Below are 3,460 nucleotides of genomic sequence, written 5' to 3' on the forward strand. Positions count from 1 at the left end.
CAAAAGCGCGTCATCCTCCTACCATTCTGCTATACTTGCCCCATGGATCAAAGCAGGATTCGCAATTTTTGCATTATCGCCCACATCGACCACGGCAAATCCACCCTGGCCGACCGGCTTTTGCAAGCGACCGGGACTATCTCCGATCGCGAGATGCAGGAGCAGGTGCTCGACAGCATGGACATCGAGCGCGAGAAGGGGGTCACCATCAAGGCCTCGGCCGTGCGCATGGCCTATCGCGCCCAGGATGGCGAGACGTATGAGATGAACCTGATCGACACGCCCGGCCACGTCGATTTCGCCTACGAGGTCAGCCGCGCGTTGCAGGGGTGCGAGGGGGCCATCCTGGTTGTGGACGCCACGCAGGGCATCGAGGCCCAGACGTTGGCCAACCTCTACATGGCCGTCGAGGCCGACCTGGAGTTATTGCCGGTCGTCAACAAGATCGACCTGCCCGCTGCCGCGCCCGAAGATGTGGCCGAGGAGATCGAGAGTGTCACTGGCTTTCCGGCCGAGGAAGTCATCCCCATCAGCGCCAAGATGGGGACCAACATTGAGGCCGTCCTGGAGGCGGTCGTCCGGCGCATCCCGCCGCCGCGCGGCGACCTGGACGCGCCGCTGCGGGCGCTGGTCTTTGACTCGCACTATGACACCTACAAGGGCGTCATCGCCTACGTGCGCGTCTTCGAAGGCTCCGTGCGCACCCGGCAGCCGATCAAGATGATGTCCAATGACGTGACGGTCGAGCCGATCGAGATCGGCATCTTCAGCCCCGGTATGGTCCCAACTGACGAGCTGGCTGCCGGCGAAGTGGGCTACATCGCCACCGGCCTGAAGACGGTGCGCGAGTGCCGCGTTGGCGACACCATCACCCTGCGCGACCGGCCGGCGGCCGAGCCGCTGCATGGGTACAAGAAGGTCAAGCCGATGGTCTACGCCGGGCTTTACCCCAGCGAGGGCGAGGATTACCCCTTGCTGAAGGAGGCGCTGGAGCGGCTGCAACTCAACGATGCCTCGTTGGTCTTCGAGCCGGAGACCTCGAACGCGCTCAACTTCGGCTTCCGCTGCGGCTTCCTGGGGCTGTTCCACATGGAGATCATCCAGGAGCGGCTGGAGCGGGAGTACGACCTCGACCTGGTCGCCACGGCCCCCAGCGTTGAGTACGAGATCGTCATGGCGAACACGGGCGAGGTGCGCTTCATCGAAAGCCCAGCCGACCTGCCCGACGAGAGCACCATTGCCGAGATTCGCGAGCCGTGGATGCGCGTTCAGATCTTCGCCCCGGAGGAGTTCTACGGGACGATCATGGAGTTGACCCGCAAGCGGCGGGGCGAGTTCATCAAGCAGGAGCACCCCGCGCCCGGCCGGATCGTCCTGCACTACTATCTACCGCTGGCCGAGATGATTGTGGACTTCTACGACAAGCTGAAGAGCGGCACGCGCGGGTATGCCTCGATGGACTATGAATTCGACGGCTACCGCGCCTCCGATCTGGTCAAGCTGGAAGTGCTGGTGGCCAAGCAGCCGGTGGACGCCCTGGCGATGATCGTCCACGCCGACGACGCCTACCACCGGGGCCAGCGCCTCGTGTCCGAACTCAAAGACCTCATCCCACGCCAGATGTACGAAGTCCCCATCCAGGCAGCGACGAGCAAACGCGTGATCAGTCGCGCCAATGTTAAGGCGCTACGCAAGGATGTGCTGGCAAAATGCTATGGGGGCGACATTACCCGGAAGAAAAAGCTGCTGGAAAAGCAGAAGAAGGGTAAGAAGCGCATGAAAATGATCGGCAACGTCGAAGTGCCTCAGGAGGCGTTCATGGCGGTGCTGAAGCTAGGTGAAGATTAGCCTGATACCGGGCGTGCTTTCTCCATCGCGCCATCTAGAGCCACCCCCTTTGAGCTAAATGGGACGCGGCGCGCCGTGAAATTGCGCCGCGCCCACTAGCTGGATACATCCTGGGCCGATACGCCTCTTAATAATCTGCGTAATCTGCCAAATCTGCGGATGCTTCTTAATTCTTATGAGGATCATTGATGCGAACGATTGATCATCCCTGTCCCAGCTGCGGCTCGGCCGCCATGATCGCCTTTTACGAAGTCCACAACGTGCCGGTCAACAGCGTTTTGCTGGTGATGACCCAGGAAGAGGCGCTCAACTTCCAGACGGGCGACATCACCCTGGCGGCCTGCCCGGCGTGCGGCTTTATCTCTAACATCACGTTTGATGAGAAACTGACGCAGTACAGCGCTCGCTACGAGGCGACGCAGGGCTACTCGCCCACGTTCAACAAGTTTCACCGCGCCCTGGCCCAGGACCTCATCGACCGCTATGACCTGCACGGTAAAGACGTCATCGAGATCGGCTGTGACAAGGGCGACTTCATCACCATGCTGGCCGAAATGGGCGACAACCGCGGCGTGGGCTTCGACCCGGCCTACGTTCCCGGCCGCCACCCCAGCCCCGCCGCCGACCGGCTGACGTTCATACCCGACTTTTACTCGGAGAAGTACGCCGACTACCACGCCGACTTCATCTGCTGCAAGATGACGCTGGAGCACATCCCCGACGTGGGCGAGTTCATCGCCACCGTCCGCCGCTCCATTGGCGACCGGCCCGACACAGTGGTCTTCTTCCAGATTCCCAACGCGCGTTACGTGCTGAGCGACATCGCTTTTTGGGACATCTACTACGAGCACTGCTCCTACTTCACCCGCGGCTCGCTGGCGCGACTCTTCCGCCGCTCCGGCTTCGAGGTGAAGGACTTGTGGACGGCCTACGACGACCAATACCTGATGATCGAGGCCCGCCCGGCGGCCGGCGCGCCCAACATGTCGCCGCTGAACGGCGAGGAAAGCCCGGTCGGCGCGCTGCGTATGGTCGATTACTTCGTCGAGCATTACAAGGCCAGGCGCGAGGAGTGGCGGCGGGAGCTGGCGCGGATGAAGGCCGAGGGCAAGAAGGTGGTGCTGTGGGGCGGCGGGTCGAAGGGCGTGTCTTTCCTGACCACGCTGGGCCTGACGCTCGATGACGTGGCCTACGCCGTGGACATCAATCCCATCAAGACCGGCACCTACATGGCCGGCACGGGGCAGGAGATCGTAGCGCCGGCGTTCCTGAAGGAGTACCGGCCCGACGTGGTGATCATCATGAACCCCGTCTACCGCGCCGAAGTGACGGCCGACCTGACGGCGATGGGGCTCTCGCCGGAAATTCGAACCTTGTAAGATACTTATCCGCAGATTAGGCAGATTCGGCAGATTAAATAGGCTCACGCCAAGGTCGCAAAGCTCGCAAAGAGCGCAAAAGACGGAAACTTGGCGTTCTTGGTGTATTTTGCGACCTTTGCATGAGCTTCTTTTCTTAATCTGCCCAATCTGCGGATGACTCCTCTGGGCAAACCATGAACAACACTCATCCAGTCTGTACTGACTCCGCAGCCATCCCGCTCATCGACATG

The 3,460-nt window shown here is 61.4% G+C and carries 3 protein-coding genes; 2 read left to right on the forward strand and 1 reads right to left on the reverse strand.

All coding sequences use genetic code 11. The annotated features are described in order from the left end of the window. The first annotated feature begins 42 nt into the window (after positions 1-42). Both lepA and ACE3UY_RS00645 read left to right on the forward strand, forming a co-directional pair. A complete protein-coding gene (gene lepA / locus ACE3UY_RS00640) occupies positions 43-1,848 on the forward strand; it encodes a translation elongation factor 4 (protein WP_374685626.1) in 1,806 nt (601 codons plus the stop codon). A 188-nt stretch (positions 1,849-2,036) separates the two neighbouring features. Continuing rightward, a complete protein-coding gene (locus ACE3UY_RS00645; protein WP_374685624.1) occupies positions 2,037-3,227 on the forward strand; it encodes a class I SAM-dependent methyltransferase in 1,191 nt (396 codons plus the stop codon). A gap of 44 nt (positions 3,228-3,271) precedes the next feature. On the opposite strand, the gene ACE3UY_RS00650 is transcribed toward ACE3UY_RS00645, so the two are convergent. Next, on the reverse strand, positions 3,272-3,460 hold a 189-nt coding region (locus ACE3UY_RS00650; protein WP_374685625.1), incomplete at its 5' end, for a hypothetical protein.

This window comes from Promineifilum sp. (SeqCode) (assembly GCF_041918635.1).
GTDB lineage: Bacteria > Chloroflexota > Anaerolineae > Promineifilales > Promineifilaceae > Promineifilum.